Origin of the sequence: Burkholderia sola (assembly GCF_905400185.1) — a bacterium.
Lineage (GTDB): Bacteria > Pseudomonadota > Gammaproteobacteria > Burkholderiales > Burkholderiaceae > Burkholderia > Burkholderia sola.
Genome location: NZ_FR989675.1, coordinates 2471010 through 2497742, shown reverse-complemented (window position 1 = coordinate 2497742; position 26733 = coordinate 2471010). Strand labels below are relative to the sequence as shown.

The following is a 26733-nucleotide window of genomic DNA, read 5'->3' as shown; positions in this document are numbered from 1 at the left end:
ATATTGGTGCGGCGTCGCTATAATTCGGGATAACCCTATACGGGAAATCCCTGAATTTCGATTCACCAGGGGTCCCTCTTCCTTGGAGAACGTCATGATCGCCTACATCGTTGAAAAGCTGAGCAACTGGTTCGAATCCGCAGAACGTGAGCGCCGTGAGGCTTACCTCGCCACGTCGTCGGACATCGTCCAGCTCGAGAGCCGCATTCGCTCGCTCGAAACCAACGGCTACTCGCTGTAATCGGAGTCACCGTCAGGTGCCGCGCGGCACCGCACGATAAGCAAGCCCCGTATTGACGGGGCTTTGTTTTTTTGTGCGCCGGATCTGGCGAAATCGTCGGTGCAGCGCTATGGTATGGACCTTTTCATCCTGAAGGACACGATCATGCGTTTGCGTGTCGAAGTGCGTCGCAGTGCCCGCGCGCGTCTCATTCTGGGCGCAGTCGTGCTCGTCCATGGCATCGCGGCGGGCGCCGCGACGTCGTCCAGGCCGCTCGTTCTCGATACGCAGCGCGGTATCCAGGACGGCAAGGGCGGGTTGGTGTTGCAGACGGCGCCGTTGTCGCAGGAGCCGATCGTCGAGCCGGCAGGTATGCGGGCTCCAGCCGGACAGGGGACGAACACGTCGGTTCCGCTGTTCGTCGCGCCGTATATCAGTGTTCCCGCGTGGGGCGGGCAGCCGGCCAACCAGCCGCGGCTCGCGCCCAGGCCGCAGCCGTAACGACCGTCGCCCGGTCAGTTTCCGCGGTGCTCGATTTGACAGCGGGCGCCGCTATCCTGTCCCAGCTTCTCGACCAGGTAAGGCAGGACCTCGTTCATGCTCTGGGCGAGCGTATATGGGGGATTCAGGATGAACATCCCGCTGCCGTAGAGGCCAAGTCCGTCGGTCGGCGGATTCGACACCGTCAGCGTCAGGTGCAGCCAGTTGTTCGGCTGCAGGCGCTTCAACTGCTCGGGAAAGCGCTGCGATTCCGTCCGCGTGACCTGCGGATACCAGATCGCATAGCAGCCGGTCGCGAAACGCTTCAGGCATTCGGTCACGCAGCCCACCGTGCGCGTGTAATCCTTCTTGTCCTCGTAGGACGGATCGATCAGCACGAGTGCGCGTCGCGGCGGCGGCGGCAGCAGCGCCTTGATACCTTCGAAGCCGTCGCCGGCGAAGATCATCGCGCGTCGCCCCGCATCGCGGAAATTGTGGCGCAGCACATCGATTTCCGTCGTGTGCATTTCGAACAGGCGCATACGATCCTGCTCGCGCATCGACCGCCATGCGATGTACGGCGAGCCTGGATAGAAGTGCAGTTCGCCGTCGTCGTTCAGCGCGCGGACTTCGTCCACATAGTCACCCAACGCCTCCGGCAGGTTCTTTTCGTTCCACAGCCGGCCGATGCCGGTATCGAATTCCGACGTCTTCGCTGCATAACCGTCGCGCAGCGAGTACACGCCGGCGCCCGCGTGCGTATCGATATACCAGTACGATTTGTCCTTCTTGTTCAGGTAGCGCAGCAGCTGGACGACGACGGCGTGCTTGAGCACGTCCGCGTGATTGCCTGCGTGAAAACCGTGACGATAACTGAGCATGGCTGGCCGCCTGAAACGAAAGATGAATCGATGAAAGCGCTCGATCGCGCGCGGCCGTCAGGCCGGGCGCCGATGCGGCCGCGTATTGTACGCGAGTGGCCGCGCGTCGCCTTACTCGTATGCGTCGCCGACCACTGCCTCGATGCGTTGCTTCACATCCGGCGTCAGCTTCGCGGCAACGTCGAGCGCGCGCATGTTGTCGCCGATCTGGTCGACCCGCGATGCGCCCGTGATGACCGAACTCACGCGCGGATTCGCGAGTACCCAAGCGATGGCCAATTGGCCGGTGCTGCAGCCGAGCTCGGCCGCGATCTCGCCGATCCGTTCGACGATGTCGTTGGCTGCCCGATCGGTCAGGCGTTCGCGCATCCAGTCGTAGCCCTGCAACTGCGCGCGGCTGCCGGGCGGCACGCCGTCGCGGTACTTGCCGGTGAGCAGGCCCGACGCCAGCGGGCTCCAGGTCGTCAGGCCGAGGCCGTAATCGTCGTAGAGCCGCGCATATTCCTGTTCGACCCGGCTGCGATGGAACAGGTTGTACTGCGGCTGTTCGACGACCGGCTTGTGCAGATGGTGCCGCTCGGCGATCTCGCATGCTGCACGGATCTCGTCGGCGCTCCATTCCGACGTGCCCCAGTACAGCGCCTTGCCGCGCACGATCATGTCGCTCATCGCCCAGACGGTTTCCTCGATCGGCGTATGCGGATCGGGGCGATGGCAATAGACGAGGTCGACATAGTCGAGCTGCAGCCGGCGCAGCGAGCCGTCGATCGCGTTCAGCAGATATTTCCGGTTCAGCGTGTGATACTGGTTCGGGGCTTCCGCGAGCCCCCAGAAGAATTTCGTGGACACGATATAGCTGACGCGCGGCCAGTCGAGCGACTTGAGCGCGTGGCCCATGATTTCCTCGGATTTGCCGCCGGCGTAGACCTCGGCGTTGTCGAAGAAATTGACGCCCGCGTCGCGTGCCGCGGCAAGGCATTCGCGCGCGACCCGCTGGTCGACCTGGTTGCCGTACGTCACCCACGAGCCGAGGGAAAGCGCGCTGATCTGCAGGCCGGAGCGGCCTAGCCGTCGATAGTGCATGAGACTCTCCTGCTGAACGGAACCGACCTTAAGCTTAGACGTTTTGCGCACGAACGGCGGGGCCGATCGTGCACAATGACGGCTGGCACGCCGATGCGATTTCGCGATGAGCGCGGATACGACGGGCGCGTGTTTTATCGATCCGATATCGGGAGGAGACGGACATGGCAGCAGATCTGAGCGGCAAGACCGCAGTCGTCACGGGCGCCGCGAGCGGCATCGGCAAGGAAATCGCGCTGGAACTGGCCAAGGCAGGCGCGGCCGTCGCGATCGCCGACCTGAACCAGGACGGCGCGAACGCGGTCGCCGACGAGATCGTCAAGGCAGGCGGCAAGGCGATCGGCGTCGCGATGGACGTGACCAACGAGGACGCCGTGAACAGCGGCATCGACAAGGTGGCCGACGCGTTCGGCTCGGTCGACATCCTCGTGTCGAACGCCGGCATCCAGATCGTCAACCCGATCGAGAACTACTCGTTCGCCGACTGGAAGAAGATGCAGGCGATCCACGTGGACGGCGCGTTCCTGACGACGAAGGCCGCGCTCAAGCACATGTACAAGGACGATCGCGGCGGCGTCGTGATCTACATGGGCTCGGTGCACTCGCACGAGGCGTCGCCGCTGAAGTCCGCGTACGTGACGGCCAAGCATGGCCTGCTCGGCCTGGCCCGCGTGCTGGCGAAGGAAGGCGCGAAGCACAACGTGCGCTCGCACGTCGTGTGTCCGGGCTTCGTGCGCACGCCGCTGGTCGACAAGCAGATTCCGGAGCAGGCGAAGGAGCTCGGGATCAGCGAAGAGGACGTGATCAAGAAGGTGATGCTCGGCAACACGGTCGACGGCGTGTTCACGACGGTGCAGGACGTCGCGCAGACGGTGCTGTTCCTGTCGGCGTTCCCGAGCGCCGCGCTCACCGGCCAGTCGTTCGTCGTCAGCCACGGCTGGTTCATGCAGTAACGCGGGAGCGGGCGGTATCGCCGTCCGCCGCGTTGGACGCTGGACTGCACAAAAAAACGCGCTCCGTGGAGCGCGTTTTTCATGTCGGCAGGGCGGGGCCGGTGACAGCCGCCTCCCGGCGTGGCTTTACTTCAGGACCGCTGCGACCGCATTGGCGACCGCGTCGAGGTTCCGCATATTCAGCGCGGCGACGCAAATCCGGCCCGTGCCGACCGCATAGATGCCGAACTCGTCGCGCAGGCGATCGACTTGTGCCGAGGTCAGGCCCGAATACGAGAACATCCCGCGCTGCGCGTTGATGAAGCTGAAGTCACGATCGACGCCGCTCGCCTTCAGGCGTTCGACGAGACCATTGCGCATCGCGCGGATGCGATCGCGCATTTCGCCGAGTTCCTGCACCCACGAAGCGTGCAGTTCCGGCGACGCGAGCACCGCTGCGACCACTGCGCCGCCGTGGGTCGGCGGGTTCGAGTAGTTCGTGCGGATCACGCGCTTCAGTTGCGACAGCACGCGCGTGGCTTCTTCCTTGCTCGACGTGATGATCGACAGCGCGCCGACGCGCTCGCCGTACAGCGAGAACGACTTCGAGAACGACGACGACACGAACGCGTTCAGGTCGGCCGCGGCAAACAGGCGCACGGCAGCGGCATCGGCTTCGATGTTCTCGCCGAAGCCCTGGTAGGCCATGTCGAGGAACGGCACGAGGTTGCGCGCCTTCACGACGTCGACGACCTGTTGCCATTGCGCTTCGGTCAGGTCCACGCCGGTCGGGTTGTGGCAGCACGCGTGCAGCACGACGACCGTGCCGGCCGCATAGCCGTTCAGCGCCGACAGCATGCCTTCGAAGTTCACGCCGTGGGTGGCCGCGTCGTAGTACGGGTACGCGACGACCTCGAAGCCGGCCGCTTCGAACAGTGCGCGATGGTTTTCCCAGCTCGGATCGCTGATCGCGACCTTCACGTTCGGGTTCAGGGTGCGCAGGAAATCGGCGCCGATCTTCAGCGCGCCGGTGCCGCCCAGTGCCTGGGCCGTGACCACGCGGCCCGCCGCGATCAGCGGCGAGTCGTTGCCGAGCAGCAGCTTCTGCACGGCTGCATCGTAGGCGGCGATCCCGTCGATCGGCAGGTAACCGCGCGGCAGGCCGGCCTCGACACGCGCCTTTTCCGCGTCGCGAACCGCGCGCAGCAGCGGAATCTTGCCGTCTTCGTTCGTGTACACGCCGACGCCGAGGTTGACCTTGGTCGGACGCGCATCGGCGTTGAAGGCTTCGTTCAGGCCCAGGATCGGGTCGCGGGGAGCAAGCTGGACAGCGGAGAAGAGCGACATGATGATTCGGCAGTAGTGAAAAGAGGGTCAGGCTTTCAACCGGCGGGGCGGGCGCAGTGGACCGCGCCTGCGGCGCGACGCCGGGAAGCGCAGCAGCCTGACATTGTAGCGAATTCGTGCTGGCGGGGGCGGTCATTCCGTCGCGATCAGGGCGACGAATCGCGATTTCGGGCGGCCGTCGCGCGTCAGGAGTCGACAGCAGTTCGCACGGCCGCGAAGCGCTAGAATGCTTTCTTTGCCCTTGCTCCGGCCGCATTCCATGTCCGAACATCATGCCGAAGTCGGCGACGCGCTCGACGAATCCAAATTCGTCACTTTCGAAGGGTCGCCGTTCCAGCTTTACCAGCCCTATCCGCCCGCGGGCGACCAGCCGACCGCGATCGACACGCTCGTCGAAGGCGTCGGCGACGGCCTTGCCTTCCAGACGCTGCTCGGCGTAACCGGTTCGGGCAAGACCTTCACGATGGCGAACACGATCGCGCGGCTCGGCCGCCCGGCGATCGTGTTCGCGCCGAACAAGACGCTCGCGGCCCAGCTTTACGCGGAGTTCCGGGAGTTCTTCCCGCGCAACGCGGTCGAGTATTTCGTCTCGTACTACGACTACTACCAGCCTGAGGCCTACGTGCCGCAGCGCGACCTGTTCATCGAGAAGGATTCGTCGATCAACGAGCACATCGAGCAGATGCGGCTGTCGGCGACGAAGAGCCTGATGGAGCGCCGCGACGTGGTGATCGTCGCGACGGTGTCGGCGATCTACGGTATCGGCAATCCGTCCGAATACCACCAGATGATCCTGACGCTGCGAACCGGCGACAAGCTCGGCCAGCGCGACGTGATCGCGCGGCTGATCGCGATGCAATACACGCGCAACGAGCAGGATTTCCAGCGCGGCACGTTCCGCGTGCGCGGCGACACGATCGACATCTTCCCCGCCGAACACGCGGAAATGGCCGTGCGCGTCGAGCTGTTCGACGACGAGGTCGAGACGCTGCACCTGTTCGACCCGCTGACCGGGCGCGTGCGGCAGAAGATTCCGCGTTTCACCGTGTATCCGTCGTCGCACTACGTGACGCCGCGCGACACCGTGATGCGCGCGGTCGAGACGATCAAGGACGAATTGCGCGAACGGCTCGAGTTCTTCCATCGCGAAGGCAAGCTCGTCGAGGCGCAGCGCCTCGAGCAGCGCACGCGCTTCGATCTCGAGATGCTGCAGGAGCTCGGCTTCTGCAAGGGCATCGAGAACTATTCGCGGCATTTCTCGGGCGCGGCGCCCGGCGATCCGCCGCCGACGCTCGTCGACTACCTGCCGCCCGATGCGCTGATGCTGCTCGACGAATCGCACGTGCTGATCGGCCAGCTGAACGGCATGTACAACGGCGACCGCGCACGCAAGGAAAACCTCGTCAATTACGGGTTTCGCCTGCCGTCCGCGCTTGACAACCGGCCGCTGAAGTTCCCCGAGTTCGAGCGCAAGATGCGGCAGGTCGTGTTCGTGTCGGCCACGCCGGCCGACTACGAGAAGCGCGTGACGGGGCAGATCGCCGAGCAGGTCGTGCGACCGACGGGCCTCGTCGATCCGGAAATCGAGGTGCGGCCGGCGAGCTCGCAGGTCGACGACGTGCTGACCGAGATCAACGCGCGCGTGAAGGCCGGCGAGCGCGTGCTGATCACGACGCTGACGAAGCGCATGGCCGAACAGCTGACCGAGTTCCTGGCCGACCATGGCGTCAAGGTGCGTTACCTGCACAGCGACATCGATACGGTCGAGCGCGTCGAGATCATCCGCGACCTGCGGCTCGGCACGTTCGACGTGCTGGTCGGGATCAACCTGCTGCGCGAGGGCCTCGACATTCCCGAAGTGTCGCTCGTCGCGATCCTCGACGCGGACAAGGAAGGCTTCCTGCGCGCCGAGCGCTCGCTGATCCAGACGATCGGCCGCGCCGCGCGGAACGTGAACGGCAAGGCGATCCTCTACGCGGACAACATGACCGAGTCGATGAAGCGCGCGATCGGCGAAACCGAGCGGCGCCGCGCGAAGCAGATCGCGTACAACGAAAAGATGGGCATCACGCCGCGCGGCGTCGTGAAGCGCATCAAGGACATCATCGACGGCGTCTACAACGCCGACGACGCGCGTGCGGAGCTGAAGGAGGCGCAGCAGCGCGCGAAATTCGAGGACATGTCGGAAAAGCAGCTCGCGAAGGAAATCAAGCGCCTCGAGAAGCAGATGGCCGACTACGCGAAGAACCTCGAGTTCGAGAAGGCCGCCGCGACCCGCGACCAGCTTGCCGTGCTGCGCGAACGCGTGTTCGGCGCGAACGTCGGCGACCACATCAGCGGCGGGCGGTAAATCTTTCCAAACGTCACCGTATCCTTTTGGTAAAGCGCCTGTAAGCCTTGTCGGATCAGGGGTTTACGGCGCTCTCCGTTTGTTCCGGAACGGGTTCGGTGCTAAACTCCCCATGTATTGAGAATAGTTCGCATTAACGTTCTTCGTCGCGTTAGTGTTTCCAGCGGGCGGCCCGGCGGCGGCCCGCATGTCGTCAAGATAGTCAGACAAATAACAAGGAGTGTCCATGTTGGGTTCTTCGTTCATCCGCACGACGGTTGCGGTAGCGGCGGCGCTGGCCGCGATGTCGGCCTCGGCTGCCGAGTATCCGATCGGCAAGCAGCAGATCCAGGGCGGCATGGAAATCGGCGCGGTGTATCTGCAGCCGATCACGATGGACCCGGAAGGCATGATGCGCAAGGCGTCGGATTCCGACATCCACCTTGAGGCCGACATCCATGCGGTCAAGAACAACCCGACCGGTTTCGCGGAAGGCGACTGGATGCCGTACCTGCAGGTCACCTACAAGCTGACGAAGCAGGGCGACACGAAGTGGAAGGCCGAAGGCGACCTGATGGGCATGGTTGCGAGCGACGGCCCGCACTACGGCGACAACGTGAAGCTCGCCGGCCCAGGCAAGTACCACCTGACGCTGGTCGTCAAGCCGCCGATGCAGTCCGGTCACATGGCGTTCGGTCGCCACGTCGACAAGGAAACGGGCGTGGGCCCGTGGTTCAAGCCCATCACGCTCGAGTACGACTTCCCGTTCGCCGGTATCGGCAAGAAGGGCGGTTACTGATCGGTGGCATCACGAACGGCGCGCTTCGGCGCGCCGTCGGCGTAGAGAACCCAGTATGAAAATTCCCCAGAAAATCGTCGCCGCAGCCGCTGCGCTGTGGCTTGCCGGCGCGGCCCATGCGGCCGATCTGCCGACGTTCAAGCTCGAGATGACGGACGGCAAGCTGAACCCCGCCCGCATCGAAGTGCCGGCCGGCCAGCGTTTCAAAATCGAGATCAGGAACACCGGCAAGGGTGCCGCCGAATTCGAGAGCGTGCAGTTGCGCAAGGAGAAGGTGCTCGCGCCGGGCGCCGACTCGTTCGTCGTCGTCGCCCCGCTGTCGCCGGGCGAATACAAGTTTTTCGACGATTTCCACCAGCAGGCACAGGGCGTGATCGTCGCGAAGTAACGCGTTTTATCTGCGCGCGGGCGCGCCAGTCCCTTGCCCCGCGCGTCAGGAGGTATCGATGGGTCAGATCTTGTTCATCGTCTGGCGGGAGAGCGTCGAAGCGCTGCTCGTCGTCGGCATTCTCTATGCATGGCTGAAAAACGGCGGCGACGACGCGCGCCGCGGCCTGCCTTTCCTCTGGGCCGGCGTCGGCGTCGGCCTGCTGATGGCCGTCGGCCTCGGCGCCGCGCTGGTCGGGTTCACCGAAGTGTTGTCCGGCGACGCGCAGGACTATTTCCAGACGGCGATGGTGCTGATCGCGTGCGTGCTGATCGTGCAGATGGTGCTGTGGATGCGCCGGCACGGCCGCACGCTGAAGCGCGACATGGAGCAATCGCTGCAGCAAAGCACGCGCGATTCGAACTGGTGGGGCGTCGCCGTGCTGGTCGCGCTCGCGATCGCGCGCGAAGGCAGCGAGACGGTGATCTTCCTGTACGGCCTCGGTTTCGGCCAGTCGGGCCACGTCGATGGCAGCCAGATGCTTGCGGTCGTGATCGGTCTCGGCCTCGCGTTCCTCACGTTCTATCTGCTGCAACTCGGCGGCAAGTACTTCTCGTGGCGGCATTTCTTCCGCGTCACCGAAGTGATGCTGCTGTTCCTCGGCGCGGGCCTGTTCCAGACCGGCGTCGACAAGCTGATCGACAAGGAAATCCTGCCGCTCGGCATCTCGCAAGTGTGGGACACGTCCGCGATCCTCGATGATTCGGGCACGTTCGGTTCGCTCGTCGCGACGCTGACCGGCTATCGCGCGCATCCGGCGCTGACCAACCTGGTCGCCTATGCGGTTTACTGGGCGGTCGTCTGGCTGCTGATGAAGCGTGCGAGCCGCCGTCCGGCCGTCGCAGCGGGTCGCGCGGCATGAGCGTTATCGCCGCCGTCAAGCCGGGCTGGCTCGCGCAGGCCGGCCAGTGGATGCAGCGCCACGGTGCGCTGATCCGGGGTATCCAGTGGATCGTCGTCGCCGTCTACGCGTTCCTGATCATCGTGCCGGCCGTGCTGCCGCTGCCGGACGATTCCGCGCATCTGTGGAACAACCTCACGCTCATCGCGCAGTTCGCGTTCTGGGGCATCTGGTGGCCGTTCGTGCTGCTGTCGATGGTGATGCTCGGCCGCGTGTGGTGCGGCGTGCTGTGCCCGGAGGGCGCGCTCACCGAATACGCGAGCAAGTTCGGCCGCGGCGGCCCGATTCCGCGCTGGATCCGGTGGGGCGGCTGGCCGTTCGTCGCGTTCGGCATCACGACGATCTACGGGCAGATGGTCAGCGTGTACCAGTACCCGCTCGCGGTGCTGTTCGTGCTCGGCGGCTCGACCGTCGGCGCGATCGTGATCGGCGTGCTGTACGGTCGCGAGAAGCGCGTGTGGTGCAAGTATCTGTGCCCGGTCAACGGCGTGTTCGGGCTGCTCGCGCGGCTTGCGCCGATGCGCTACAAGGTCGACGAGGATGCGTGGCGCCGTTCGTACAAGAACGGCGAGCACGGCCATCGCGTGATTCCGATCAATTGCGCGCCGCTCGTGCCGTTGCGCAACATGAAGGGCGCGGCGGACTGCCATATGTGCGGCCGCTGCAGCGGGCACCGCGACGCGATTTCGCTGTCGCTGCGCTCGCCGTCCGACGAAGTCGTGAATCTCGGTGCGGAGCGGGCCAATCCGTGGGACACCGCGCTGATCCTGTACGGCTTGCTGGGCGTGGCGATCGGTGCGTTCCACTGGACCGTCAGCCCGTGGTTCGTGCAGATCAAGCAATGGCTCGCGGGCTGGCTGATCGATCAGGACATCACGTGGCCGCTCGAGACCAATGCGCCGTGGTTCCTGCTCACGCACTACCCGGATCGCAATGACGTGTTCTCCTGGCTCGATGGCGGGCTGGTCGTCAGCTACATCGTCGGCACGGGGCTCGTGTACGGCACGGCGCTGCTGGTGTTGCTGGCCGGCGCCACATTGATGCTCGGCCGTTTCGATCGCGTGCGCCTGCATCACCTCGCCCAGGCGCTGATCCCGATCGCGGGCGCGGGCGTGTTCCTCGGGCTGTCGGCCACGACGCTGTCGTTGCTGCGCGCCGAGCATGTGCCGCTCGGCTGGGCTACCGATGTGCGCATCGCGATTCTGGTCGGCGCCAACGTATGGAGTGCGTGGCTCGCGTGGCAGGTGACGGGGCGCTATGCGACGTGGCCGCGCCGGCTCGCGGCATTCGCGTGGTTCGCGGTCGGCCTGGCCGTCATCGACAGCGCGTGGTGGTTGATGTTCTGGGGGTTCTGAAGCGGCGCGTGCCGCTTCCTTCGGCTGACCAGCCACATACATGCGGGCGGCATGCTTCGTACATTGGCTGCCCACACAAAAAAGCGACACGTCCATCGACGTGTCGCTTTTTTCTTCCTTGTGCGAGAACCAAAAAAGTGGCTTGGCTTGCTGCAACGGCTGCTTGAGTGTGTTTGCACGAAGGGGTCTAGATCTCGCGTGCAAGCCGTTACGCTGGCTACTGCCCAACACCTCTCAGGGAGGTGGTCCCCACAATACTCGGTCGTTACTTCGTCAGGATCAGTTTGCCGAGCCGCGTGGCCCGCAACTGATAAGTCTCTCCGTTATGCGCGATGCTGACGTGGCTTTGGCCTTGCAGCAGCGCATCGCTGTTGACGACCCGCGTGCCTGCATCGCGGTTGCCGGCGGGTTTCGCCGGCGTGGTGACCGCTGCCGTCTTCTGGCGGCTGCTGGCTGCGGTGCTCGTGGTGCGGCGCAGGGTCAGCGTGGTCGGGCGCATGGTGTCGGTCATTCGGTTTGATCGGTGACTGTCGATACGATGGAATGAATTCTAAATGATAACTATTCCCATTTACAAAAACTCTTTATCGATCGATTCGTCTGGGCTGATAGCCTGAGTCAAAGGGGCGGGCCGCGGGCCGCCGCCGGGTTCAGTGCAGCGGATCAGGGTCCTTGCGACCCTGCGCGTATTCGCGGATCAGGCGAACGGTGTCGATGTCCGACGTGCGGTACGCCTCCTTGACGATCCCGTGCGTCTGTCGCGCTTCTTCGCTGTCGTCGGTGACCGTCAGCGTCGTGCGGTACTCGAAACGCAGGAACAGCTCGTGGTCGTCGCGTTCCTCGATCGTCATCGTCAGCGAGCCACCGATCTCGCCATCGGCCGCACGGATGTCGTAGCGGACCTGCTGGTTCGGCGTGAACGTCACGTGGTCGCGCACGGTCGCGTGGCCGTAGTGCAGTTCGCGTTCGAGCGTCGTGTCTGTCCGCTCGCGGATGACGCAGCTGTCGAGGCCGATCACGAACAGTTGCGGCTGTTCGGCACGCAGGACGAGACCTTCCCAGAGCTGGTCGCGGTTGAGGCTTGGCACGGCCGGATCGTCGGAATTGATCTGGATCAGATGTTCGAAGTTCAAGGGGACGGGTTCCTTCTGGTGGCGGGCGGCCACATGGTTCAAGAAGTTATTGTGACGCAAAACCATCGGCTTCGCGGCACCTGCCACCCGATCCGATTCACGCTTCGATGCGACCCATGCGACCGGTCTGATAGTCGACGACAGCCTGCCGGATCTCTTCCTCGGTATTCATCACGAACGGGCCGTAACGGACGATCGGCTCGTTGAGCGGCACGCCGCCGATCAGCAGCAGGTCGAGCGACGTGTCGCCGGCAGCGAACGTGACGGTGTCGCCATCGTCGCCGTAGACGATCATGTGCCGTGCGTCGACAGCTTGCCTGTCGGGCCCGTAAAGGCCCCTTCCGTCGATCGGATAGGCAAACACGCGATAACCGGCCGGCACGGGCTGCGTGACCGTTGCACCGGGCTCCAGCGTGAAGTGCTGGTAGAGGATCGGCGTGCGCGTCTCGATCGCGGCTTTTACGCCGAATGCTTCGCCCGCGATGACGCGCACGCGCGCGCGGCCGTCCGGCGATGTCGCGGTCGGAATGCGGGCGGCCGGGATCTCCTGGTAGCGCGGCGCGATCATCTTGTCGCGGCGCGGCAGGTTGACCCACAGCTGGAAGCCGTGGGAGCGTCCGCCTGCCCGAGCGAACGCCGGTTCGGGCATCTCGCTGTGCACGACGCCGGCGCCGGCCGTCATCCACTGCACGTCGCCGGGGCCGAGCGTGCCGGCATGGCCGGACGAGTCGCGATGGCGGAAGCGTCCATCGAGCGCGTAGGTCACGGTCTCGAAGCCGCGATGCGGATGGTCGGGCGCACCCACGGCTTCGCCGGGCGCGTAGTCGACGGGGCCCATTTCATCGAGCAGCAGGAACGGATCGAAATCCATCAGCAGCCGCGTCGGGAACGGGCGGTGAACCACGAAACCGCCGCCTTCGGTGGTGCGAAGCGCGGGGTAGGTGCGATCAAGCGAGCGAGCGGTGGTCATGGGAAGCCCTCGAAATCATCGGAATAGCGTTATTTTTGAAACATAGCGCTATTATATTGGGCGTTTTCCCGTTCGATTGGCGGTGGTTCGCAATGGATTGTTCTGAAATTGGAACGATGAGATGAATATCGATGCACATAACCTGAACGACCTGATGTACTTCTCGCAGGTCGTTGAACATGGGGGCTTTTCGGCCGCCGAACGCGTGCTGGGCATCTCGAAATCGCGTCTGTCGCGGCGCCTGACCGAGCTCGAGGCCGCGCTCGGCGTGCGCCTGCTTCAGCGCTCGACGCGCAAGCTCGCACTGACCGAGGCGGGGGAGCTGTTCTACCAGCATTGCCAGGCGATGCTCGCCGAAGCACGGGCCGCGATGAACGCGGTGCAGCAATTGCGCGCGTCGCCACGCGGCTCGGTGCGCGTCAGCGTGCCGGTGACGCTGTCGCAGACAATGCTGTCGCGCATCCTGCCCGAATTCCTGCGCCGCTATCCCGAGGTGAAGGTGCATGTGCGCGTGACGAATCGCGTGATCGACCTGTTCGAGGATTCGATCGACGTCGCGTTGCGCGTGCGCTCGGAGCCGCCGCAGAACGCGAACATCGTCGTGCGGCCGCTGTGGCGCACCGAGCAGATGCTGGTCGGCGCGCCGAGCCTGCTGAGCCAGAACGCGCCGCCGCTGGCGCCGGACGACTTGACCGGCTTCGAGACGCTCGATACGCCGAGCGTCGACGGCCGGCACGTATTCAACCTGATCGCGCCGGACGGAACGCGTCACGTGCACGAGCATGATCCGCGTCTCGTGACGGCCGACCTGATGACGATCCGCGAGGCCGTGCTCGACGGCCTCGGCATCGCGGCGCTGCCGGAGATGATGTACGGCAACGCGTTGCGCGCGGGGCAACTGTCGCCGGTGATGCCGGGCTGGACGCTGCCGGTGCCGCAGCTGTATGCGGTGTTCGTGTCGCGTCAGGGGATGCCGCCCGCGGTCCGTGCGTTCGTCGATTACCTGGTCGAGAAGCTCGACCATGGCGCATACAAGGAGCCAGGTTGCCCCGAGCGTGCGAAGAAGGAAACGGCAGCCGATGTTTCGGCCACCTGAACACGGCACGCACGACGACGCAAATTTGTTTTGTCATTGAAGCGTCGGCTGCAATCGCAAGTTTCAATCGCCGGAACCTTGAATGCGTGCGCGGGCGGGCCTATATTGAAATCCCATTTCGCGAAGGAAGTTCTGAGCGAAATCAGGTGGCCGCATATATTGTGAGCCAGATAGGGCAGAACGCGCAGTCCGTGCAGACCACGGCAGAGTCGCATTTGCGTTGCTCGAGGCGTAACCGATACCGCCGAAGAGCCCGCCGCCCGAAGGCGCCCGCGTGCGCATGAAAAAAGGCCTTCATCTGGCGATGAAGGCCTTTTACTTTGGGTACGGCCGGTTAGGTACGGCCGGTTAGGTACGGCCGGCTAGCTGCGCAGTGGCGACTGGCGACGGCGGAACGTGCGTGCGTTACTTCGCTTTCGCGCCCGGCTCCGTCACGAAGCCGAGTTTTGTCAGGCCGCCAGCTTGCGCATCCGACATCACTTCCGCGACGTGTTCGTAGGCAACCTTGCGGTCCGCGCGCAGATGCAATTCCGGCTGCGGCGTGCGCTTCGCAGCTTCCGCAATGCGTGCCTGCAGCTGTTCGCGCGTGACCGTGTGGTCGTCCCACAGGATCGTGCCGTCGCCCTGGATCGCGACGTCGACGGTCTGCGGCTTTTCGTCGACGGGCTGGCTGCTGGCGTGCGGCAGGTCGATCTTCACCGCATGCTGCATCGCCGGGATCGTCACGAGGAAAATGATCAGGAGGACGAGCATGACGTCGACGAGCGGCGTCATGTTGATCTCGCTCATCACGGCATCGTCGTCATCGTCGCTGAAACCGGTGTTCATGGCCATGGTTCACCTCGTCTCAGCTGGCGGCGCGCGATGCGAGACGCAGGCCGTCGCGCGTCGACGACGACGCGAGGCTCGCGCCCGTCACGAAGTACGCATGCAGGCCGTGCGCGAAGCGGCGCAGCTTGCTGACGACGCCCTTGTTCGCGCGGGTCAGCGCGTTGTAGCCGAGCACCGCGGGAATCGCGACGAACAGGCCGAAGGCCGTCATGATCAGCGATTCGCCGACCGGGCCCGCGACCTGGTCGATCGACGTCTGGCCGGTGGCGCCGATCGCGAGCAGCGCGTGATAGATGCCCCAGACCGTGCCGAACAGGCCGACGAACGGCGCCGTGCTGCCGACCGATGCGAGGATCGCGAGGCCGCTCTGCATGCGCGAAATGCCTTCGTCCATCGTGTCCTTCAGGCAGCGCGTGACCCAGTCCGATACGTCCATGCGGTCGTGCAGGTGCGGTTGCGTCTGATGGTGGTGGTCGGCGGCTTCCTTGCCCGACAGCGCGAGCGCGAGGAACGGGTTGTCGTTCGGCGTCGATGCGGCGAGGCCGAGCTTCTTGATGCCGTCGTCGAAATTGTCGGAATGCCAGAATGCCTGTTCGGCATTCTTCGTGAGGCGGTTCAGGCGGATCACGTTCCAGCCCTTGATGACGATCACGATCCACGACAGGACCGACATCACGAGCAGCGTGATCGCGATGGCGCGCGTGACGAAATCACCTTGCGCCCAGACGTGCGCGATACCGTAGCTTTGCATTTTTTGTTTCCTTTGAATCTTCCGGATGAGGCAGGTTAGTCGGTGAGCCCGAAGCTGTAGGGCTGTGTGCGGGCGGCGCGGATCGCCTGGCCGTTCTCGACGTACGGGCGGCAGGTGGTCGAGCGCATCGCGTCGAGTGCGGCATCGTCGAGGCGCGGATAGCCGCTGCTCTTCTGCAGATCGATGCTTTCGATCTTGCCGGTCACGCCGACGACGAAGTGAACATAGGCGGTGCCCGATTCGCCGCGGCGGCGCGACATCGACGGATAGTCGGGCTTCACGAAGTTGCATTGGAGCGTCGGCACGTTCTTCGGTGCGCTGACCTGCATCGTTTCGCGCGCCGGGCCCGGCGTGGCGGCCGGTGCCGCGGGAGCGGGCGCGGCCGGCGCCGGCGTTGGATCGGCTGCGGGAGCGGGTGTGGGCGATGGGGCCGGCGACGGCGCAAGCGGCTGCGGGGTCGGCTTCGCCGCCTTTTGCACCGGCTTCGGCTCGACCTTCGGCTTTACGCGCGGCACGGGCTTCGGCGGTGCCGGCTGCGGGATCGACTCGGCCGCGACCTGCTGCGCGATCGGCGCGGGCGTGATGAGCTGCGCGGTGATCGTCTGGACCTCGACCGATTTCGGCGGCGGTGCGTTGCGATGGAGCCACGCGGCCGTCAGCATGATCGCGTGTGCGGCAAGCACACCGACCGCGACGACGATCATTCGGGGATTCATACGTGGTGCAGCCGGCATGGCGCCGGCAGGAGCGAGATGCGAAGCCTGCATGTTAGCTTGAAAGAACGACGTCGCACCCGGGGCGCGGCGGGTGAATCGGCATCACTTGCGGAAGATCAGCAGCGAGATGCAAACGGTGGTTACGAATCCGATCAGCAATTCCATCACAGGCTCCTTGGCAGGTAAGCCGTTGGCTCGCGCAGACGGTGGCTTGCTGACGGTCAAGACAAAAAATGCGGCCTGGGCCGCATGCGCACGCTCGGCGCCGCTCAGGCGGCCTTGCGGTCGTAGAACGTGACCGGAATCGGATGCGCATGATGCTCGACACCGCAACGGCTCGCGCAGACGCCTTGCTCGGCCATGAGGTCGCGTACGGACTCCTCGCACTTGCCGCAGCACGTGGCCACGCCGAGCTCGAACTGGAGTTCATCGAAAGAGTTCACGCCCTCGGCGAGGGACGCGCGAATCTTGCGATCCGAAACAGACTTGCACACGCAGACGATCATGATGAGTTGCGATAGCTAACGTTAATGCGAATTATTATCATTAATTTTGCGGAGGTTGACAAGCCTGGGTCCGGCTTTTTTTAAGGTCATCGGACCCTTGAAACGGCGGGGGAAGGCGAAGTCGTCGCGGGAGCGGGCGCACCGGCCCGCGTCAGGCGGTCGCGCAGGCGCGCGCGTTCGGCGACGAAATGGTGACGGATTCGACCGGCGCATCGAGGCCGAGCAGCGTCGACGCGAGCGCGCGCAGTTGCAGGCCGTCGCTCGTCGAGCAGAAGCGCGGCGGCGCGGCATGCGTGCCGGCCGGCGCGCGCAGACCGCGCTCGTCGAGCACCCGCGCGAGCTGGCGCGCGATGGCATCGCTCGTGTCGACGATCGTCAGGCGCTCGCCAACAAGGTTACGAATCGTGTCTGTGAAGAACGGGTAGTGCGTGCAGCCGAGGACCAGCGTATCGGCGCCGTCGTCGAGCATCGGCTGGATGTAACGCTCGAGCAGCGCGCGCAATGCGGGCGAGTTCGTGTCGCCGCGTTCGATCGCTTCGACGAGCCCGTGGCCGGGCTGGCAGATGAAGCGGCGGCCGGCGCCGTAGCGGTCGAGCAGTGCCTGGAAGCGCGGGCTGTTCAGCGTCGATTGCGTCGCAAGGACGCCCGCGACGCCGGTCGTGGACAGCGCGGCGGCCGGCTTGATGCCCGGCTCGACGCCGACGAGCGGGATCGACAGGCGTTCGCGGATGGCCGCGATCGCCCGTGCCGTGGCCGTGTTGCACGCGATGACGAGCGCTTTCGCGCCTTCGCGGGCGAGCCACTCGCCGATCGCCAGCGTGCGTTCCGTGATGAATGCCTCGTCGCGCGGGCCATACGGCGCGTGGTGCGAGTCGGCGACGTAGACGAACGATTCGCCGGGCAGGTGCGCGCGCGCGGCGCGCAGCACCGACAGGCCGCCGAGCCCCGAGTCGAAGATGCCGACAGGGGCGGTGGCGCGCGGCGCGGGTGCGGCGGACGGGTTCGTCATCGTCGGGTGGGCGGCAGGCTGGCGGGCGGTGCGATTACTCGGCCGAACCCATCATCGTTTGCTGATAGTTCTGCAGGCCGACCTTGCCGATCAGGTCGATCTGCGTTTCGAGCCAGTCGATGTGCTCTTCGGTGTCGTCGAGGATCTTTTCGAAGATCTCGCGCGACACGTAGTCGCGAACCGATTCGCAGTAGGCGATCGCTTCCTTGCAGGTGGACTGCGAGATCTGCTCGAGCTTCAGGTCGCACTTCAGGATCTCTTCGGTTTCCTCGCCGACGAGCAGCTTGTGCAGGTCCTGCAGGTTCGGCAGGCCGTCGAGCATGAACACGCGCTCGATCAGCCAGTCGGCGTGTTTCATTTCGCCGATCGACTCATCGTATTCGTGCTTGCCGAGCTTCTCGAGGCCCCAGTGCTTGTACATGCGCGCATGCAGGAAGTACTGGTTGATCGCCGTGAGTTCGTTCTTCAGTTGGGCGTTCAGATATTCGATGACTTTCTTGTCGCCTTGCATGGCTATTCCTTGTTCAGTGGGGCTTCAGAAACCGAACGATAATCGCTCGAACGAGAAAAGCCAAGCCTCGAAGCCTTGTCGGGCCTGCCTTTCGCGTGTAATGAGAATCAGCCTCGAACGACCGGCCGAACACAATAATGAGAATGAGAAGTAAAAAGGCCGGACGTCCGTCCGGCCTTTCGTTCGATCGCGCTTAAGCGGTGGCGACCGGGATCTTGCCGATCTTCGCTTGCCACTCCTTCGGACCGGTCTGGTGCACCGACGTGCCCGACGAATCGACAGCAACTGTTACAGGCATGTCCTGCACGTCGAACTCGTAGATCGCTTCCATGCCGAGGTCTTCGAACGCGAGCACCTTCGCGCCGCGGATCGCCTTCGACACGAGGTAGGCCGCCCCGCCGACCGCCATCAGGTAGGCTGCCTTGTGCTTCTTGATCGCGTCGATCGCGACCGGGCCGCGCTCGGCCTTGCCGACCATCGAGATCAGACCCGTCTGAGCGAGCATCGTCTCGGTGAACTTGTCCATGCGCGTGGCCGTCGTCGGGCCGGCCGGACCGACCACTTCGTCGCGCACCGGATCGACCGGGCCGACGTAGTAGATCACGCGGTTCGTGAAATCGACCGGCAGCTGCTCGCCCTTCGCGAGCATGTCGGCGATGCGCTTGTGCGCGGCGTCGCGGCCGGTGAGCATCTTGCCGGACAGCAGCAGCGTCTGGCCCGGCGTCCAGCTCGCGACTTCTTCCGGCGTCAGCGTGTTCAGGTCGACGCGCTTGCTGGTTTCCGTGTTCGGCTCCCACTGCACCTTCGGCCAGGCATCGAGCGACGGCGCTTCAAGCTTGGCCGGGCCCGAGCCGTCGAGCACGAAGTGCGCGTGGCGCGTGGCCGCGCAGTTCGGGATCAGCGCGACCGGCTTCGAGGCCGCGTGCGTCGGCGCCGCCATGATCTTCACGTCGAGCACGGTCGCGAGGCCGCCGAGGCCCTGCGCGCCGATGCCGAGCGCGTTGACCTTCTCGTGCAGTTCCACGCGCAGTTCCTCGACCCAGTCCTTCGGGCCGCGCGCGATGATTTCCTGGATGTCGATCGGCTCCATCAGCGATTCCTTCGCCATCAGCATCGCCTTCTCGGCGGTGCCGCCGATGCCGATCCCGAGCATGCCCGGCGGGCACCAGCCGGCACCCATCGTCGGGACCGTCTTCAGCACCCAGTCGACGATCGAGTCGGACGGGTTCAGCATCACGAACTTCGACTTGTTTTCCGAGCCGCCGCCCTTGGCCGCGACCTGCACGTCGACCTTGTCGCCCGGCACGATCTCGTAGTGGATCACGGCCGGCGTGTTGTCCTTCGTGTTCTTGCGGGCACCTTCCGGCGGATTGACGATCGACGCGCGCAGCACGTTGTCCGGGTGCGTGTAACCGCGGCGCACGCCTTCGTTGATCATGTCGGTGAGGCCCATCGTCGCGCCGTCCCAGCGCACGTCCATGCCGACCTTCACGAAGATCGTCACGATGCCGGTGTCCTGGCAGATCGGGCGCTTACCTTCCGCGCACATGCGGCTGTTCGTGAGGATCTGCGCAATCGCGTCCTTCGCCGCCGGGCTCTCTTCCAGCTCGTACGCGCGGCCGAGGGCCTGGATGTAGTCGAGCGGGTGGTAGTAGCTGATGTACTGCAGCGAATCCGCGATGCTCTGGATCAGGTCTTCCTGTTTGATGACGGTCATGGCTGAGACTCTGTGGGGACAGTGGGAATGGTTTGCCGACGGTTCAGGCCGCCGGTCGGGACGCCGCGGGCGCATGCGCCTCGTGGAAATGGGCCGGGTGCGTATGCGTCGTCAGGCGGTCGACCCACGCCATCACGAGCGCCGACACGAGGAACGACACGTGGATGAGCACCTGCCACATGATCGCGTGCGTCGTGTGCTGGTCGGGGTTGATGAAGGTCTTCAGCAGGTGGATCGACGAAATGCTGATCAGCGCCATCGACAGCTTGACCTTCAGCACGCCCGCGTTCACGTGGTCGAGCCATTCGGGCTCGTCGGGGTGGCCCTCGATGCCGAGCCGCGACACGAACGTTTCATACCCGCCGACGATCACCATGATCAGCAGGTTCGAGATCATCACCACGTCGATCAGGCCGAGCACGGCGAGCATCACGCTGATTTCGTCGAGGCCCGCCGCATGCGACAGCAGGTGCCAGACTTCCTTCAGGAACAGGAACACATAGACGGCCTGCGCGACGATCAGGCCGAGGTAAAGCGGCACCTGGAGCCAGCGGCTCATGAAAATCAGCGCGGGAAGGGGGCGAAGCGGGCGACGGCCAGGATGGCCGGGCGAATGCGGGGCGGACATGTCGGGGTACGGGCGCGGTGCGCAGGTATCGGGGATGATCTTGAAAAGGCGCGCTATTGTAACGCGTCGGCCGGCGCGGTTGCAGCGACGCGCCGGCACTGCCGGGGACGGATCAGGAAGCGGCGGCCGGCACGCGTTTCACGCGCAGGCTCGCGAGCACGATGCCGGCGACGACGCACGCGAGCGCGATGCCATGCGCAAGCGTCGGGCGCTCGCCGAGGAACGCGATGCCGTACGCGGCCGCGGCGATCGGCAGCACCGCGCTGAACACGCCGGCGAGGCTGCCCGGCACGTGCCGGATACCCTTCATCCACAACCAGAACGAGAAGATGCTGGCCGACAGCCCGTACCAGACGACGAGCGCCCAGGTGCCGGCGGGCACGCTCGCGTAATCGAAGTGCCACAGCGCGGTTGCGCCGAGCGGCAGCATCAGGAACAGGCCGAACAGGTGCGTGTACGCGCAGATGTCGATCGGCGCGAGCGTCTGCGTGAGCCGGCGCGACAGGATCACGTAGATCGATTCGCAGCACACCGCGCCGAGGATCAGCAGGTTGCCGGTCAGCGAGCCGGACGCGTCGCCCTGCGCGCCGTGACCGGCCGCGCCGCCGTTGGCGAGGTTGATCGTCACGACGCCGATGATCGCGAGCGCGATCGACACGAGCGCACGGCCGTTCGGTTTTTCACGCATGATCAGCCACGCGAACAGCGCGACGATCGCCGGGATCGTGCTCGTGATGACGCCCGCGGCCACCGCGCTCGTGCGCTGCACGCCGTTGAGCATCAGCAGCGTGAACATGAAGGTGCCGAAGAAGGCCTGCAGGAACAGGTTCAGCCATTCGCCGCGCTTGACCGCGCGCATCTTCACGGGGCTGAACAGCGGCCACAGCACGGCGATCGCGATCACGAAGCGCAGCGTGGCGAGGATGGCGACGGGGACGAATGCAACGATGGATTTACCGATACCGACGTTGCTGCCGACGAACAGCATCGACAGGATGAGGAAGAGGGCGTAGCGATTCAAGCTGGAATCCGGAAGGCGAGTTCAGTTAGGATTGTAGGGTCGCGGTTGTAACAGCGTAAAGCCGACCTCGATGCGGCGCCGCCCGGCGCACGAAACGGCCATGCCGCGTAAGTGACGGGTAAGTTGGAGCGCTTATCGTGGAAACTGCCGGGCCGCGGGTCACGTTCATGTGAGGTGGTGCGGTGCAGCATCGTGCGCAGGCTTCGCGGCCGCGTGCGGGTGGTGGGAGACAGCGGCGCGCAGGCGCCGGCCAAGACGACGCGCGGCGCACACGATCGCGCCGCCATGCAGAGGATTCATGTTCACCAAGGGGTTGTCGATGTCTGCGATTGAATCGGTTCTTCACGAAACCCGTCAGTTCGCGCCGCCCGCGGCGCTCGAGCAGACGGCGACCATTTCCGGCATGCCGGCCTATCGCGCGCTCGTCGCCGAGGCCGAGCAGGATTACGAAGGCTTCTGGGCGCGTCTCGCGCGCGAGGGCCTCACGTGGCACAAGCCGTTCACGACCGTGCTCGACGAGCGCAACGCGCCGTTCTACAAGTGGTTCGACGACGGCGAGCTGAACGCGTCGTACAACTGCCTCGACCGCCACGTCGAAGCCGGCCACGGCGAACGCGTCGCGGTGATCTTCGAGGCCGACGACGGCACCGTCACCCGCGTCACCTATGCGGATCTCCTCGCGCGCGTGTCGCGCTTCGCGAATGCGCTGAAGCAACGCGGCATCGGCAAGGGCGATCGGGTCGTCATCTATATTCCGATGTCGATCGAAGGCATCGTCGCGATGCAGGCCTGCGCGCGCATCGGCGCGACCCACTCGGTCGTGTTCGGCGGCTTCTCCGCGAAATCGCTGAACGAGCGGCTCGTCGACGTCGGCGCGGTCGCGCTGATCACCGCCGACGAGCAGGCGCGCGGCGGCAAGACGCTGCCGCTCAAGAGCATCGCCGACGAGGCGATCGCGATGGGCGGCTGCGAAGCGGTCAAGAGCGTGATCGTCTATCGCCGCACCGGCGGCCAGATCGACTGGCATGCGGATCGCGACCTGTGGATGCACGAGCTGACCGACGGCGAGTCCGACCGCTGCGAACCGACCTGGGTCGGCGCCGAGCATCCGCTGTTCATCCTGTACACGTCGGGCTCGACCGGCAAGCCGAAGGGCGTGCAGCACAGCACGGGCGGCTACCTGCTGTGGGCCGCGCAGACGATGAAGTGGACCTTCGACTGGAAACCCGACGACGTGTTCTGGTGCACGGCCGACATCGGCTGGGTCACGGGCCACACGTACATCACGTACGGGCCGCTCGCATGCGGCGGCACGCAGGTCGTGTTCGAGGGCGTGCCGACGTATCCGGACGCCGGCCGCTTCTGGAAGATGATCGACGATCACAAGGTCACCGTGTTCTACACCGCGCCGACCGCGATCCGTTCGCTGATCAAGGCGGCCGAGGCCGACGACAAGGTGCATCCGAAGAGTTACGACCTGTCGAGCCTGCGCATCATCGGCACGGTCGGCGAGCCGATCAATCCGGAAGCGTGGATGTGGTACCACAAGCACGTCGGCCACGAGCGCTGCCCGATCGTCGACACGTGGTGGCAGACCGAAACCGGCGGCCACATGATCACGCCGCTGCCGGGCGCGACGCCGACCGTGCCGGGTTCGTGCACGCTGCCGCTGCCGGGCATCATGGCCGCGGTGGTCGACGAGACGGGCCAGGACGTGCCGAACGGGCAAGGCGGGATTCTCGTCGTCAAGCGGCCGTGGCCCGCGATGATCCGCACGATCTGGGGCGATCCCGAGCGTTTCAAGAAGAGCTATTACCCGGAAGAGCTCGGCGGCACGCTCTATCTGGCCGGCGACGGCACCGTGCGCGACAAGGAGACCGGCTACTTCACGATCATGGGCCGGATCGACGACGTGCTGAACGTGTCGGGCCACCGGCTCGGCACGATGGAGATCGAGTCGGCGCTGGTATCGCATGAACTGGTTGCCGAAGCGGCGGTGGTCGGCCGTCCGGACGATACGACGGGCGAGGCGGTCGTGGCGTTCGTCGTGCTGAAGCGTTCGCGCCCGGAAGGCGACGAAGCGGCGGCGCTCGCGAAGACGCTGCGCGACTGGGTCGGCAAGCAGATCGGGCCGATCGCGAAGCCGAAGGACATCCGCTTCGGCGACAACCTGCCGAAGACGCGCTCGGGCAAGATCATGCGGCGCCTGCTGCGCTCGCTCGCGAAGGGCGAGGCGATCACGCAGGATACGTCCACGCTCGAGAATCCGGCCATCCTCGAGCAGCTCACCGAAGTACGCTGAACGCCTGTCGGTTCGCGTCAAGCGTGCAAGCCCCTGCGCGGCAATCCCGATTGCCCGCGCAGGGGCTTTTTGCTACATAACGGCATGACCGTTCCGACCCGTTCGGCGCCTGCCGCGCCACCTCCCGTTCCCGTACCGCTCGCGCGTGCGCATGCGCGCTATTGGCGCTTCAACGTCGCACTGATCGCGGTGCTGATGGTGATCGGCTTCGCGGTGTCGTTCATCGTGCCGTTCTTCGGGCCCGCACTCGCCGGCGTGCGCTTCGCCGGCTTCAGCTTGCCGTTCTATGTCGGCGCGCAGGGCGCGATTCTCGTGTACCTCGTGCTGATCGTCGTCTACATCGGGTTGATGCAACGTGCGGACCGCACGCTGCGCCGCGCGTACGACGAGCATGCGGCGCGCGCCGGCCATGCGAACGTCGGGCGCTGATTCATGCTGACGCGTCGACTGATACGCGCATACGCGCTCTACACGCTCGGATTTCTCGGCTTCGTGCTGCTGATGTGGCGGATCGAGCGCGCGACGGGCTCGGGCGTGTGGATCGGCTACGTGTTCCTGTTCGTGCCGATCGCCGTGTATGCGGTGATCGGGTTGTTGTCGCGCACGTCCGATCTCGTCGAGTACTACGTGGCGGGGCGGCGCGTGCCGTCCGCGTTCAACGGGATGGCGACGGCGGCCGACTGGCTGTCGGCCGCGTCGTTCATCGGCCTGGCCGGCTCGCTCTACGCGACCGGTTACGACGCGCTCGCGTACGTGATGGGCTGGACGGGCGGGTTCTGCCTCGTCGCGTTTCTGCTCGCGCCCTATGTGCGCAAGCTCGCGCGCTACACGATTCCGGATTTTCTCGGCACGCGCTTTTCGAGCACGGCCGTGCGCGCGCTCGCGGCCGGCGCGGCGATCCTGTGTTCGTTCGTGTACCTCGTTGCGCAGATCCAGGGGATCGGCCTGATCGCGACGCGCTTCATCGGCGTCGATTTCGCGATCGGCATCTTCTGCGGGCTCGCGGGCATTCTCGTGTGCTCGTTTCTCGGCGGGATGCGCGCGGTCACGTGGACCCAGGTCGCGCAGTACATCATCCTGATCAGCGCGATCCTGATCCCGGTGTCGCTGATCGCGATGAAGAACGGGCTCGGTCCGGTGCCGCAGTTCAATTACGGCAAGCTGATGGAGCGCGTCGCGGCGCGCGAGGCGCAGGTGCGCGACGCGCGCGACGAGCAGCAGGTGCGCGATGCATACCGCCGGCAGGCCACGGCTATCCAGACGCGGCTCGACCGGTTGCCGGCGTCCTATGCGGATGCGCGCCGGCATCTCGTCGACCAGCTTGCGGATCTGCGGCGCCATAACGGGCCGCTGCGCGAGATCAGCCGGCGCGAGCGCGAGTTGGCCGATTTTCCGCGCGATCCGGCGGCGGCGCGCGTGGCGTGGACGCAGGCGCGTGACGACCTGCTGGCGCGTGCCGAACCGCCCGTGCCGATGCACGAGCCGTTTCCGGCCGCGAGCGAGGACGAACGCAAGCCGCGCGAGCGGAACTTCCTCGCGCTGCTGCTGTGCCTGTCGCTCGGCACCGCGAGCCTGCCGCACATCCTGACGCGCTACAACACGACCACGTCGGTCGCGTCGGCGCGGCGGTCGGTCGGCTGGACGCTGTTCTTCATCGCGCTGTTCTACCTGAGCGTGCCGGTGCTCGCGGTGCTGATCAAGTACGAGATCCTCGCGAATCTCGTCGGGCGACCGTTCGCCGAATTGCCGGCCTGGATCACGCAGTGGCATCACTTCGAACCCGACCTGATCAGCGTCGTCGAGGTGATTCGCGACGGTATCGTGCACTGGTCGGAAATCCAGATGCAGCCGGACATGGTCGTGCTGGCCGCGCCGGAGATCGCGGGGCTGCCGTATGTCGTGTCGGGGCTGATCGCGGCCGGTGCGCTGGCCGCGGCGCTGTCGACTGCGGACGGGTTGTTGCTGACGATCGCGAACGCGCTGTCGCACGATGTCTATTACTGCATGGTCGCGCCCGATGCGTCGAGCCAGCGGCGCGTGACGATCTCGAAGGTGCTGCTGCTGGGGGTGGCGCTGTTCGCGTCGTATGTCGCGTCGCTCAATACCGGGAAAATTCTGTTTCTCGTCGGGGCGGCATTTTCGCTGGCGGCGTCGAGCTTCTTTCCGGCGCTGGTGCTGGGCGTGTTCTGGAAGCGCACGACGACGCGTGGCGCGATTGCCGGGATGGTGACGGGGTTGGCGGTGTGCGTGTATTACATCGTGTCGACTTATCCGTTCTTCACGCAGCTGACGGGGTTCGCCGGGCGTACGTGGTTCGGGATCGAGCCGATCAGCTCAGGCGTGTTCGGTGTGCCGGCGGGGTTCGCGGTGGCGATCGTGGTGAGTTTGTGTGACAAGCGGCCGGATGAGTATACGCGGGCGTTGGTGGATTACATTCGGCATCCGTGAGGGGGGCCGATGAGGTATCGCGTGTCGACGCCCAAATGAAAAGCCCCCTGATTTCTCGGGAAATCAGGGGGCTTCATGGATTCTGGCGGAGAGAGGGGGATTCGCCCACACAAGCGCGGGCCGCGGATTCGCTTGCAAGCGAATCCCTTCGAATCCCCCGCGCAAGCCGAATTGTCGGCTTGCTTCTCTCCGGAAACGAAAATGCCCGCTGGCGCGGGCATTTGAATCCTGGCGGAGAGAGGGGGATTCGAACCCCCGATAGGCGATTAACCTATACACGCTTTCCAGGCGTGCGACTTAAACCACTCATCCATCTCTCCGGAAGACCGAGAGTATAGCA

Annotated in this window: 27 protein-coding genes and 1 tRNA gene; 12 read left to right on the top strand and 16 right to left on the bottom strand. The window is 65.1% G+C overall.

Features of this window, described 5'->3' with window-relative positions; genetic code table 11:
* The first annotated feature begins 94 nt into the window (after nt 1-94).
* Complete coding sequence (locus tag KR541_RS11450) at nt 95-241, top strand: DUF3563 family protein (protein ID WP_006478295.1); 147 nt, start codon at nt 95-97, stop codon at nt 239-241.
* Nucleotides 242-385: 144 nt separating this feature from the next.
* On the top strand, nt 386-721 hold the full coding sequence (locus KR541_RS11445) for a hypothetical protein (RefSeq protein ID WP_050018294.1): 336 nt from the start codon (nt 386-388) through the stop codon (nt 719-721).
* Between the two features lie 14 nt (nt 722-735).
* Here the strand turns inward: KR541_RS11445 and KR541_RS11440 are convergent, their stop codons facing one another.
* A complete protein-coding gene (locus KR541_RS11440; protein WP_050018292.1) occupies nt 736-1581 on the bottom strand; it encodes a 23S rRNA (adenine(2030)-N(6))-methyltransferase RlmJ in 846 nt (281 codons plus the stop codon).
* A 111-nt stretch (nt 1582-1692) separates the two neighbouring features.
* Complete coding sequence (locus tag KR541_RS11435; protein ID WP_050018293.1) at nt 1693-2664, bottom strand: potassium channel beta subunit family protein; 972 nt, start codon at nt 2662-2664, stop codon at nt 1693-1695.
* Nucleotides 2665-2828: 164 nt separating this feature from the next.
* On the opposite strand from KR541_RS11435, the gene KR541_RS11430 reads away from it, so the two are divergent.
* Complete coding sequence (locus KR541_RS11430) at nt 2829-3617, top strand: 3-hydroxybutyrate dehydrogenase (protein ID WP_089488615.1); 789 nt, start codon at nt 2829-2831, stop codon at nt 3615-3617.
* A gap of 126 nt (nt 3618-3743) precedes the next feature.
* Here KR541_RS11430 and KR541_RS11425 read toward each other — a convergent pair whose 3' ends face one another.
* Complete coding sequence (locus KR541_RS11425) at nt 3744-4943, bottom strand: amino acid aminotransferase (protein WP_050018182.1); 1200 nt, start codon at nt 4941-4943, stop codon at nt 3744-3746.
* A gap of 259 nt (nt 4944-5202) precedes the next feature.
* Here KR541_RS11425 and uvrB point away from each other — a divergent pair, with 259 nt between their 5' ends.
* The 5 genes from uvrB to KR541_RS11400 all read left to right on the top strand — a co-directional run bounded on the left by uvrB (nt 5203) and on the right by KR541_RS11400 (nt 10754).
* Nucleotides 5203-7293 carry an excinuclease ABC subunit UvrB gene (uvrB, locus tag KR541_RS11420; protein ID WP_050018183.1) on the top strand — a complete coding sequence of 697 codons (2091 nt, stop codon included), beginning with the start codon at nt 5203-5205 and terminating at the stop codon, nt 7291-7293.
* Between the two features lie 226 nt (nt 7294-7519).
* The gene (locus tag KR541_RS11415) at nt 7520-8071 is read left to right on the top strand and encodes an iron transporter (RefSeq protein WP_050018184.1); all 552 of its coding nucleotides are present in this window, start codon (nt 7520-7522) and stop codon (nt 8069-8071) included.
* Between the two features lie 55 nt (nt 8072-8126).
* Nucleotides 8127-8459 (top strand): cupredoxin domain-containing protein, encoded by a 333-nt coding sequence (locus KR541_RS11410; RefSeq protein WP_006478303.1) that lies wholly within the window; start codon nt 8127-8129, stop codon nt 8457-8459.
* 58 nt (nt 8460-8517) lie between these two features.
* The gene (locus tag KR541_RS11405; protein ID WP_216089543.1) at nt 8518-9360 is read left to right on the top strand and encodes an FTR1 family iron permease; all 843 of its coding nucleotides are present in this window, start codon (nt 8518-8520) and stop codon (nt 9358-9360) included.
* A complete protein-coding gene (locus KR541_RS11400; RefSeq protein WP_050018185.1) occupies nt 9357-10754 on the top strand; it encodes a 4Fe-4S binding protein in 1398 nt (465 codons plus the stop codon). The genes KR541_RS11405 and KR541_RS11400 overlap by 4 nt, the downstream gene beginning before the upstream one ends.
* Before the next feature lie 265 nt (nt 10755-11019).
* Here KR541_RS11400 and hemP read toward each other — a convergent pair whose 3' ends face one another.
* From hemP to KR541_RS11385, 3 genes are all read right to left on the bottom strand, one after another.
* The gene (gene hemP / locus KR541_RS11395; protein ID WP_050018186.1) at nt 11020-11265 is read right to left on the bottom strand and encodes a hemin uptake protein HemP; all 246 of its coding nucleotides are present in this window, start codon (nt 11263-11265) and stop codon (nt 11020-11022) included.
* Between the two features lie 139 nt (nt 11266-11404).
* The gene (locus KR541_RS11390) at nt 11405-11887 is read right to left on the bottom strand and encodes an SRPBCC family protein (protein ID WP_050018187.1); all 483 of its coding nucleotides are present in this window, start codon (nt 11885-11887) and stop codon (nt 11405-11407) included.
* A 97-nt stretch (nt 11888-11984) separates the two neighbouring features.
* Complete coding sequence (locus KR541_RS11385; protein WP_050018188.1) at nt 11985-12857, bottom strand: pirin family protein; 873 nt, start codon at nt 12855-12857, stop codon at nt 11985-11987.
* A 121-nt stretch (nt 12858-12978) separates the two neighbouring features.
* Between KR541_RS11385 and KR541_RS11380 the strand changes: the two genes are divergently transcribed.
* A complete protein-coding gene (locus tag KR541_RS11380) occupies nt 12979-13953 on the top strand; it encodes a LysR substrate-binding domain-containing protein (RefSeq protein WP_050018189.1) in 975 nt (324 codons plus the stop codon).
* 405 nt (nt 13954-14358) lie between these two features.
* On the opposite strand, the gene KR541_RS11375 is transcribed toward KR541_RS11380, so the two are convergent.
* The 9 genes from KR541_RS11375 to KR541_RS11335 form a co-directional block, all read right to left on the bottom strand.
* Entirely contained in the window at nt 14359-14787 is a 429-nt protein-coding gene (locus KR541_RS11375) for an ExbD/TolR family protein (protein ID WP_006478310.1), read from the bottom strand.
* 13 nt (nt 14788-14800) lie between these two features.
* Nucleotides 14801-15535, bottom strand: a complete 735-nt coding sequence (locus KR541_RS11370) for a MotA/TolQ/ExbB proton channel family protein (RefSeq protein ID WP_006483875.1) — start codon at nt 15533-15535, stop codon at nt 14801-14803.
* Nucleotides 15536-15570: 35 nt separating this feature from the next.
* Nucleotides 15571-16302, bottom strand: coding sequence for an energy transducer TonB (locus KR541_RS11365; RefSeq protein WP_050018190.1), 732 nt, complete (start codon nt 16300-16302; stop codon nt 15571-15573).
* A gap of 218 nt (nt 16303-16520) precedes the next feature.
* The gene (locus tag KR541_RS11360) at nt 16521-16757 is read right to left on the bottom strand and encodes a (2Fe-2S)-binding protein (protein ID WP_006482749.1); all 237 of its coding nucleotides are present in this window, start codon (nt 16755-16757) and stop codon (nt 16521-16523) included.
* Between the two features lie 151 nt (nt 16758-16908).
* Entirely contained in the window at nt 16909-17766 is an 858-nt protein-coding gene (gene murI, locus KR541_RS11355; protein ID WP_050018191.1) for a glutamate racemase, read from the bottom strand.
* 34 nt (nt 17767-17800) lie between these two features.
* Nucleotides 17801-18277, bottom strand: coding sequence for a bacterioferritin (gene bfr, locus KR541_RS11350; protein ID WP_043188739.1), 477 nt, complete (start codon nt 18275-18277; stop codon nt 17801-17803).
* 193 nt (nt 18278-18470) lie between these two features.
* A complete protein-coding gene (locus tag KR541_RS11345; protein WP_050018192.1) occupies nt 18471-19994 on the bottom strand; it encodes a fumarate hydratase in 1524 nt (507 codons plus the stop codon).
* Nucleotides 19995-20037: 43 nt separating this feature from the next.
* Nucleotides 20038-20622, bottom strand: a complete 585-nt coding sequence (locus tag KR541_RS11340; RefSeq protein ID WP_050018193.1) for a TIGR00645 family protein — start codon at nt 20620-20622, stop codon at nt 20038-20040.
* Nucleotides 20623-20734: 112 nt separating this feature from the next.
* A complete protein-coding gene (locus KR541_RS11335; protein WP_089488613.1) occupies nt 20735-21643 on the bottom strand; it encodes a DMT family transporter in 909 nt (302 codons plus the stop codon).
* A gap of 319 nt (nt 21644-21962) precedes the next feature.
* Here KR541_RS11335 and acs point away from each other — a divergent pair, with 319 nt between their 5' ends.
* The 3 genes from acs to KR541_RS11320 all read left to right on the top strand — a co-directional run bounded on the left by acs (nt 21963) and on the right by KR541_RS11320 (nt 26393).
* The gene (gene acs, locus KR541_RS11330) at nt 21963-23945 is read left to right on the top strand and encodes an acetate--CoA ligase (RefSeq protein ID WP_204383331.1); all 1983 of its coding nucleotides are present in this window, start codon (nt 21963-21965) and stop codon (nt 23943-23945) included.
* A gap of 84 nt (nt 23946-24029) precedes the next feature.
* Nucleotides 24030-24374, top strand: a complete 345-nt coding sequence (locus KR541_RS11325) for a DUF4212 domain-containing protein (protein ID WP_216089541.1) — start codon at nt 24030-24032, stop codon at nt 24372-24374.
* A gap of 3 nt (nt 24375-24377) precedes the next feature.
* Nucleotides 24378-26393, top strand: a complete 2016-nt coding sequence (locus KR541_RS11320; protein WP_050018007.1) for a sodium:solute symporter family protein — start codon at nt 24378-24380, stop codon at nt 26391-26393.
* Between the two features lie 229 nt (nt 26394-26622).
* Here the strand turns inward: KR541_RS11320 and KR541_RS11315 are convergent.
* Nucleotides 26623-26713, bottom strand: a tRNA-Ser gene (locus KR541_RS11315).
* Nucleotides 26714-26733 lie beyond the last annotated feature (20 nt).